At 52.4% G+C, this 378-nt stretch carries 1 protein-coding gene; it reads left to right on the forward strand.

What is annotated here, in order from left to right:
* Positions 1–304: hypothetical protein (locus LO763_RS28615; RefSeq protein WP_230792326.1), on the forward strand; the 304-nt coding region annotated here is incomplete at its 5' end.
* Between the last annotated feature and the right edge of the window lie 74 nt (positions 305–378).

Below are 378 nucleotides of genomic sequence, written 5' to 3' on the forward strand. Positions count from 1 at the left end.
AAACCAACACCACAAACTCATCGAACAGACGACAACACCGTTCGTCGAGCAGAAGCCCGACAACGGTGAGTTCTTCAATTCGCTGAGCCCGGTCAGTTCAAGTAGAACAAAGACACTCACGCACACTATACAAATCTCAAACAACACACCAGCCACACCGACATCGCCGTCACTGACGACCTATCGATATGACCAGGCTCCGAGACGTATGGTCTCAGAACCCCAACAGGGTGCGGCACCATCACCCGCAAGGGGAGATGATGCCAAGGATGGTTTCTTCAACGTGCAGTCGACACACCATTAAAACATTCAGTCCATACACACCCGAGCAGTAAACCCGCCAGCGTGATTGCTGACAGGAGACTCGGATGGTTGACG

The organism is Glycomyces amatae (assembly GCF_020991375.1).
Taxonomy (GTDB): domain Bacteria; phylum Actinomycetota; class Actinomycetes; order Mycobacteriales; family Micromonosporaceae; genus Glycomyces; species Glycomyces amatae.